This window comes from Aeromonas sp. sif2416, from assembly GCF_019218665.1.
GTDB classification, from domain to species: Bacteria; Pseudomonadota; Gammaproteobacteria; order Enterobacterales; family Aeromonadaceae; genus Aeromonas; species Aeromonas encheleia.
The window spans coordinates 143,075-149,423 of record NZ_JAHUXC010000010.1; the positions used below are offsets into that span (position 1 = coordinate 143,075).

Below are 6,349 nucleotides of genomic sequence, written 5' to 3' on the forward strand. Positions count from 1 at the left end.
TGAGTGCTTCGAATAGGCGCGGTCTTATCCATCGAGCGCAGGGGTAGATGTAGTTGTGTCGCATGTGGTCCTCGATTTAAGTATCTCCGCGAGCCGGTAACGCCCGGGAGTGTTGTAGTAGAAGGTTTGAACTTGTTTGCGTGAGTGTGACGCTTGGTCAAGGCGGAACTCTCCAAACTCCGGAGTCTTCAGCTTGTGCAGATTGGCGAGCCTGCCGATGGCTTGGGCGCTTACCCCCAGGTCCTTGCCTAGTTCGGTGGCGCTCCAGAGCTGGCCGTTAACCCTGGGGGCTTCGATAGGCAGATCGAAGTGCGCCAGGATGCGGCCAATCTCGGTGAGCTTCGCCGATCGGGAAAGGGTGAGGGAGCGCACGGTGCTGACCAGCTCGTTAAGTAGCTGGTTGTCCTGGTCGATGGTCAGTTGAAGTTGTTGCATGTGGCGTGGCCCTCCTGTCCTTGAGGATGGGGTGCCAATTGGATTGAAGGAAGGGCCGCTTAATATTTCTAGCTGCCCATACCTTTAGCAATAAATTGATATAATTATATTTTCTCTACTCTCACTGCTGTTCCATAGCACAGAACTTCTGAAAAGTTGGATACGTCTGCAGTATCAAATCGCATTCCGATGACAGCGTTCGCATCAAGTTCGATGGCGCAAAGTTCCATCTTCTTTTGAGCCGTCTCTCTGGTTTGTTCACACACTTCAATTAGTGCACCTATTTCACCACCAACTATTGCTTTCAATCCGGCGCTAAACCCTTGGGACATTGTCGGTGAACGAACAACAATTCCTTTTACTAATCCTTTAAATTCAATGACTTTGTACCCAGGGATATCTTGAGTTGTTGATAGTAGTAATAGGCTAGACATCGGGGATCCTCAATATGGGCTTTGTTGTAGGGGTTCGAATGAGTTTAATTCTAAAGTTTGATACCAATGATACTCTTTGAGTCCATTGTAAGTATATGTTTTACATAATTTTGTCCGTTTTTCGTCTTACTAGGCGATAACTAATTCTTGGGTATTTGGTTCTCTACTCATTGGTGTCGAGTGGTCGGCTATTCGGTGATTGTCAACATCTCCATCCGCGGTACCCAACATAACCTGGGGCCAGCACCTGCCGGAACGGCAAGACGGGCAGGTGGGCTATCAGGGTTTTGAGCTGGGGGTTGTCGGGTTGGCTGTCTATGGTGACCCGGGCACCGGGGTTGATGCGGATGTATCTGTCACGGGTCTCTTCGGCTTCGGTTCGGGTCAATCCTTGCTGGATGATGGGCTCTCGATAGCGCACGGAGCATCTCCTTTGGCTTCTGCTGCGGCCAGCATCAACTGAACAACGTCTGTCGCTGAGCCATGGTCTAGCCCTGACAGCGTTGTTGCTGCACTAAGTCCGGCAAAAATCTGTCCGCTCAGGGATGAACGTTGGTTGCAAGACAGCTCAGCTTGGCCTGCAGCGCCGACTGATTGGTCGTTACGAAAAAGGGCCTGCAGGCCCTTGGTGTGTTCGCTCACAATTTCTTCCCCCATTTGCTCATTGCCTGCCGCTTGGTCAGTCCCTTGGCTCCGCCAAAAATCATCTTGCTCATGATGTCGCCCCGACTTCTTCCGACATCCATCACTCTCGAATCGCCGTGCTGCAGAAGTACTTAAGCCTTCTTCAACCGGCCTGACTTGATCTGCACGCTGTAGAACGCCAGGCGCAGGGCGGTTCTGAAACTGTCCGTATCATCGCCTGCCTTCATCCGGCGAATGTAGAGTGCCCCCTTGCGGTACTTGCTCATGCTGCCTTCCTTCCTGAATTGCCCATCAGCTTGCGGGCACGTGTTTGCTTGAGGCTGTCTTTGACCTTGAGTGGCGTCAGGTTGTGGTCGATGCTCTCGAGCTCCGCCAGGATGTTCGAGAGTTTTCCAATCCCCTGATCCATCTCATCGCTACGTAGGTTAATGTGCTCCAGTTCAAACAAAGGGCTCTGCTTGTACTCGTTGACCAGGTACTGTTTTACTTCCTTTGGCATGGCGCGCTGCTTCACGATACCCACATCACCATCTACCAGAGGAATTGCATCCCAGTGGTAGCCAGCGCTGGTCTCGACGCGAAACACATACATGTGATCTCGGCTCGCCACTTGACCATCCGTGGGCTTGAAGGCCTCCGCTACGATGCAGGGGCGGCGATAGATGTAGTAATGGACTCCCTTCACTTCGATTGTCACTTCGGCCTCAAGGCCATCCTGCATCATGCGGTGCTGGACGTTCTGTACCGTGTCTTTGGCCTGAATAACGCCCCGGGCAGCTCGCATCAGGAGGGATTCTGTACGCTGCAGCTTCATCTTGAGTTCGTTGTGCTCGGCCTCCCTTTTGACGGCGGATTCTTCCAGTCGCTTTAACCTGGCTTTGGCCTTGTCCAACTCAGGTTTGTGGCGACGGCCCTCTTCTGCATCGCGTTTGTAGGCGTCACGTTGGTGGGCTATTTGGGCGCTGGTGGCCTCAATTTTGCGAACCATATCTTCGTCGTTACGGCGGGCCGCTATCAGGCGAGAGCTCTGGATCTTGAGCGCGCTGTGCTCCTGGGTGATGGTTTCGATCTCCTGATCCCGGGCCTCCAGTTCACCGATCAGGGCATTGAACTCGTCGATATGTTCGTTTGCCGCGTCGCTGATCATGGTCAGGTTGGCGGCGAGAAGAATTTCGAAGCTGGCAATGGCGGCTTTGGCCGGGCCGTCCGGCATCTGGAGGATGGCCCGAAGTTGAGTGCTCAGGGTATTCAGGGCGAGGCTGGTTGCCTCGCTGGGGTTCAGCTGGGTGGTCATGGTTGGGTCCTTGGAGAAAAGAGCCCACTGGTTTGTGGGCTGGATAGATGGGTTATGCAGCTTTCTTGGTACTGAGCCCAAGCCGGTCAACGTTTTTCTGGTAGATACCAGATGCTGACTTCTTCTGTTCAGTGGTAAGGCGGGGACCCAGCTGGCTGACTTCAGTAACCAGGGTTTTCATCTCTGAACCAGACTGAGCAAGATCCATCCTGAACAGGATATCTGCGAGGAGATCTTCTGCTTCGATGTCCTTTGGCTCACGTTGCTCATTGGTATCTGAATTAGGCTCCGCCGCGGGCTTATGTCCAGCGCTTACGACCTGGGCTTCACCTTCGATAACCTGTCCTTTTTGCTGCTGGGCGCGGCGTTCGGCAGCTTTGCGGGTGAGTTCTGCTTTTGCATCAGCTCCGCTTTGCGGGCCGTCACTCGGGGGCGTTACGTCTATCTCCTCCAACTCATCGACGGAGTAAACCCCGAGGATCACGTCCGGGGTGTAGAGTCGGGCCCACCGCTTGACCCCGAGATAGGCCAACTGCTGCTTAGGGTCATCAGCCCAAAGGGTGGAGTTACGGGTACGTGCCTGCTGTAGCAACAAAGTCACTTCACGAGTCTGACCGCTGGCAAGGTGCGCAATGACCTTGACGCCGCACCCAGCCTCATCAGCAAAGGTCCAGTCTGGTACTCGATATTCGACGGGTTTCCCTTCTTTCTCTTTGCGTATCACCTTGAACTTGCCGATCACCCGTTCCCATGGCCCGAAGAACTCGTAGTCAAAGCGCCCCTTGATCGCACCGGAGTTGACCACCACGGCGTTGACCAACTGTGCCTCGTACCCGAGTGTTCCATTGACCAGGTGTGTCTTCTGGGCCACGGGGAAGGGGTTCATCCCCCATTGGATCGCCTGCAGGCAGATGGCGAAGCAGTCAGCCTGGTTGCCTCGCAGATGCTGAGGAACAGTTGTCTTACCGCTGGCCATCATGGATGCCATCTTGTCGATGCTCGCCATGAAATCGACGTTCATCATCAGGCTGAGCATGTTGGCTTGACCACGCTCATTGGCCAACACAGGGCTGGCCTCTTGGGTTGCTACTTGGTTGCTCATCATGCTGCCTCGCTGCCAAAGAGGTTGTCGGGAAGGACGTCAAGCGGCTGCTCAATGTCAGTGATCTGAGTGAACGTTATGCCACTCTCATCTTCATTGAGGGTGCTGCGTTCGGCATTGGCCTGGTACGCGGGGACGATGATCTCCCCCATACCATCGTGACCAGGCCAGTAGTTGTCCTGGCTCCAGCGCACCACGTTTCGTACCGCCATATTGCGTAACTCGATTGCACGGCGCTGGTCATCTTGGCCGTAGTAGTAAACGCCGACCAAGATGGGCTTGAACACGTCCCGACCCAGGGGACCGTCCTTCTCGACGGCGACAAATACAAAGCTCGGCTTGTGGCCAGTCAGGGTTTCATATCCATCGCAGTAGTGGGCGTCCTGAACGTGGTAGTTGTGGGCACTGCCATCACGGGCGAAACCACTGGGACTGGCATTGCGCACGAATTTCAGATCAACAAGAACGTGATCGGGCCGCATCCAGTCTGGCCGGCACTTGAGCAGAGCTTTGGTTTCGGGGTGATGCCAGTAGAGGCTTGATTCGGCGACCCCTTCATCAAGCAGTACCGCTGCTTCGGGATGGGCCAAGACAGCCTCGCGATAGCGAAGAGCATGCTGATACTCATTGGCTGTTAACACTTCGCGGCCACCGGCCTCCTGCATGAATTGCTCTTTGAGCTCCTCGAGGAAAACAGCATCGGGGTTGAAGGTACGGATCCGCTCCGCCATTTCAGCCTTGGTGCCATTCAAAGGATGCGGGATCGGCAGGGCATGGATATGGGCCGCATGCTCTGCTTGCTGGATGCCCAGCAGGGCGTAGTTCTCGAGCACCGCTTGATAGCTACCAGATGTTTTAATGGGCTTGGGCAGGCTGTCGTTGTGGGCCTTGATACAGGCTTTGAGCGCCGTGGCGGTACGCTTGTCATCTTCACCCAGAGTTTGGAATGCTTCGGGCAGCAGTTCATAGGCTGCCTCGTATTCACCCACGCTTTTGCCTGTATCAATGGGCTTTGGCAGTTTGGCGTTGTGTTCCTCGATCGCCTGGATTAGTTCCTCGACTGCTGGTTTCTGCTCGAGGCTCTCGTTGTAGGCCTGGATGAGGGCCTTCATCTGGTCGGCACCACAGATGGCCTCTTCTGGCCACACAGGTTCAACAACGAATTCGCTGTTAAAGTCCTCAAACTCTAGTACGACCTTGTGCAGGATCCGGCCTTCACGCAGGGCTGCAGTGAGCTTCTGATCGTTTCCTTGTACTTGGTAGTAGTGGTAGTGCTGGCCAGACACCAACGCCCAATCCAAGCCGCTCTTGGATAAGCCCGGCCCACCGTGGTAGGCATCGCCGGAGATTCCGGGGTAAATGCCAGGGCCTGCCGGCTCGAACTTGGTGACAACGGCCTCTGCAATCTGGGTTTTCTGGTTGGAGTTTTCCATGGTTGGTCCTCGTTTGTTAAATAGTGCGTCCATGGCAGCTAGCGCCTTATCAAGAGCGATCGCTTTGGCGTGGTCCATGCGCGCCCTGGATTCGGTGATGATGCGAAATTGACGAAGGTTGATGATGTGGAGCGGAGTGGGGGGACCAATGAGATCCGGTTCTGGGGCGTTGCTTGTTACTGCTGGGTCAGGCTCCGGCCCTCGCTCGGAATAACGGTGTTCGATGCCTAGACTCATGGCTAAGGCTCCCTTTAAGCCGCACCTGCCGGCTCAGCTATCTGGCCAGTCATCAGCCAAGCGAAGTGGGCGGAAAGCTCGGGGTGATGTGCAATCAGGAGCAGGGTGCCGCCGCTGATTTCCCGGTAGTTCAGCTCGTAGTTCTTGAGCGTGGTAGCCGGTATACCCAGGATATCGGCGAACTTCGGCCGGCTGAGGCCGAGGCGCTCCCGCAGCTCACGAAGGCGCTTGCGGCATGCATCATTGAGTGGGGGGATGGTCTGGTTGCTCTGTTCGGTACGTTTTTTCATGGTTGGGTCCTTTGGTGGTGAAAACAAAAACCCCAGCACGAGGGCTGGGGTTAATTGGATGAAGTAGGGGGAGTTACTGCTTAGGTGGGTATTGTTCGAAGTAGCTGGCAGCGAGCTCCTGGCCTTTCTCCAACTGCGATGGCGTCATTGATCTCGCAACTAAGTCACGAGTTTCAGTAGCAAGTTTGAGGCCGGTTGTCGCAGCCACAGAGAGCCAAGCATAGGCTTGCACATGATTCTGTGGCACCCCCTCACCCTGAGCGTATGAAACGCCCAAGTTGGTTTGGGCTAATGGCAAACCTTGCTTGGCCGCTTTTTCATACCAGAAAACTGACTGTTGATAATTTTGTGGGAGCCTGTAAATAATTCTGTGTAACTGCCCACTCCATTACAGGTGACCGTTCAGGCGATCACCGAATTCGATAATAAAGCGATTTAGGGCAAGCTTCCAATTCTGGATCGGCATAGTCCATTTCTTG

The 6,349-nt window shown here is 54.6% G+C and carries 9 protein-coding genes; all 9 read right to left on the reverse strand.

What is annotated here, in order from left to right; all coding sequences use genetic code 11:
• Positions 1-24 precede the first annotated feature (24 nt).
• Positions 25-435, reverse strand: a complete 411-nt coding sequence (locus KW821_RS17080) for a hypothetical protein (protein WP_218292275.1) — start codon at positions 433-435, stop codon at positions 25-27.
• 104 nt (positions 436-539) lie between these two features.
• On the reverse strand, positions 540-869 hold the full coding sequence (locus tag KW821_RS17085; RefSeq protein ID WP_218292276.1) for a YbjQ family protein: 330 nt from the start codon (positions 867-869) through the stop codon (positions 540-542).
• Between the two features lie 202 nt (positions 870-1,071).
• Positions 1,072-1,290: a hypothetical protein gene (locus KW821_RS17090; protein ID WP_218292277.1), complete on the reverse strand. Its 219-nt coding sequence runs from the start codon at positions 1,288-1,290 to the stop codon at positions 1,072-1,074.
• Between the two features lie 355 nt (positions 1,291-1,645).
• Positions 1,646-1,780, reverse strand: coding sequence for a hypothetical protein (locus KW821_RS21745; protein WP_256353534.1), 135 nt, complete (start codon positions 1,778-1,780; stop codon positions 1,646-1,648).
• A complete protein-coding gene (locus tag KW821_RS17095; protein ID WP_218292290.1) occupies positions 1,777-2,808 on the reverse strand; it encodes a hypothetical protein in 1,032 nt (343 codons plus the stop codon). Before KW821_RS17095 ends, KW821_RS21745 begins: the two co-directional genes overlap by 4 nt.
• Positions 2,809-2,860: 52 nt before the next feature.
• Positions 2,861-3,910, reverse strand: coding sequence for a RecT family recombinase (locus KW821_RS17100; protein ID WP_256353535.1), 1,050 nt, complete (start codon positions 3,908-3,910; stop codon positions 2,861-2,863).
• Entirely contained in the window at positions 3,910-5,580 is a 1,671-nt protein-coding gene (locus KW821_RS17105; protein ID WP_218292279.1) for a PD-(D/E)XK nuclease-like domain-containing protein, read from the reverse strand. The genes KW821_RS17100 and KW821_RS17105 overlap by 1 nt, the downstream gene beginning before the upstream one ends.
• 14 nt (positions 5,581-5,594) lie before the next feature.
• Entirely contained in the window at positions 5,595-5,870 is a 276-nt protein-coding gene (locus KW821_RS17110; RefSeq protein ID WP_218292280.1) for a helix-turn-helix domain-containing protein, read from the reverse strand.
• Positions 5,871-5,943: 73 nt separating this feature from the next.
• A complete protein-coding gene (locus KW821_RS17115) occupies positions 5,944-6,237 on the reverse strand; it encodes a tetratricopeptide repeat protein (protein WP_218292289.1) in 294 nt (97 codons plus the stop codon).
• Between the last annotated feature and the right edge of the window lie 112 nt (positions 6,238-6,349).

Bases quoted from the DNA above. Each gene is read 5' to 3' on its own strand.
- KW821_RS21745 (WP_256353534.1), bottom strand. From the start codon at position 1,780: ATGAGCAAGTACCGCAAGGGGGCACTCTACATTCGCCGGATGAAGGCA.
- KW821_RS17095 (WP_218292290.1), bottom strand. From the start codon at position 2,808: ATGACCACCCAGCTGAACCCCAGCGAGGCAACCAGCCTCGCCCTGAAT.
- KW821_RS17100 (WP_256353535.1), bottom strand. From the start codon at position 3,910: ATGAGCAACCAAGTAGCAACCCAAGAGGCCAGCCCTGTGTTGGCCAAT.
- KW821_RS17105 (WP_218292279.1), bottom strand. From the start codon at position 5,580: ATGAGTCTAGGCATCGAACACCGTTATTCCGAGCGAGGGCCGGAGCCT.
- KW821_RS17110 (WP_218292280.1), bottom strand. From the start codon at position 5,870: ATGAAAAAACGTACCGAACAGAGCAACCAGACCATCCCCCCACTCAAT.
- KW821_RS17080 (WP_218292275.1), bottom strand. From the start codon at position 435: ATGCAACAACTTCAACTGACCATCGACCAGGACAACCAGCTACTTAAC.
- KW821_RS17085 (WP_218292276.1), bottom strand. From the start codon at position 869: ATGTCTAGCCTATTACTACTATCAACAACTCAAGATATCCCTGGGTAC.